The organism is Massilia phyllostachyos, assembly GCF_021044825.1.
GTDB lineage: Bacteria > Pseudomonadota > Gammaproteobacteria > Burkholderiales > Burkholderiaceae_D > Telluria > Telluria phyllostachyos.
The window spans coordinates 1-448 of sequence record NZ_JAJNOC010000037.1 but is presented as its reverse complement, the minus strand read 5'-3'; the positions used below and the strand labels follow the sequence as shown (position 1 = coordinate 448).

The 448-nt window shown below is 60.5% G+C and carries 1 protein-coding gene; it reads left to right on the top strand.

Annotated features, from left to right (window positions below; genetic code table 11):
- On the top strand, positions 1–448 hold a 448-nt coding region (locus LQ564_RS25765), incomplete at both ends, for an RNA-guided endonuclease InsQ/TnpB family protein (protein ID WP_231060972.1).

The following is a 448-nucleotide window of genomic DNA, read 5'->3' as shown; positions in this document are numbered from 1 at the left end:
CTGTTTCGCGCAAGGAAAAAGGATCGCACAACCGCCACAAAGCCAAGCGCAAGCTGGCGCGGCAACATGCGCGGGTCAGGAATATTCGCTCGAACGATTTACACCAGGCATCGACGAGCATCACGCGGCGCTTCCACACGATCGGCATCGAGGATCTGAACGTGAAAGGAATGCTGGGCAACCGCTGCCTGTCGCGAGCCATTGCCGATATGGGCTTTGGCGAATTTCGCCGTCAGCTGGAGTACAAGGCGGGACGGCATGGTGGGCAGGTCGTCGTGGTCGATCGCTGGTACCCGAGCAGCAAGATTTGCTCGTGCTGCGGCGTCAAGATCGAGAGGCTGACCCTGGCGCAGCGGCACTGGACTTGCGACGCTTGCGGGGCCGCGCATGACCGTGACGTGAATGCGGCGATCAATCTGAGAAACATGGCGGTGAGTTCCACCGTGTC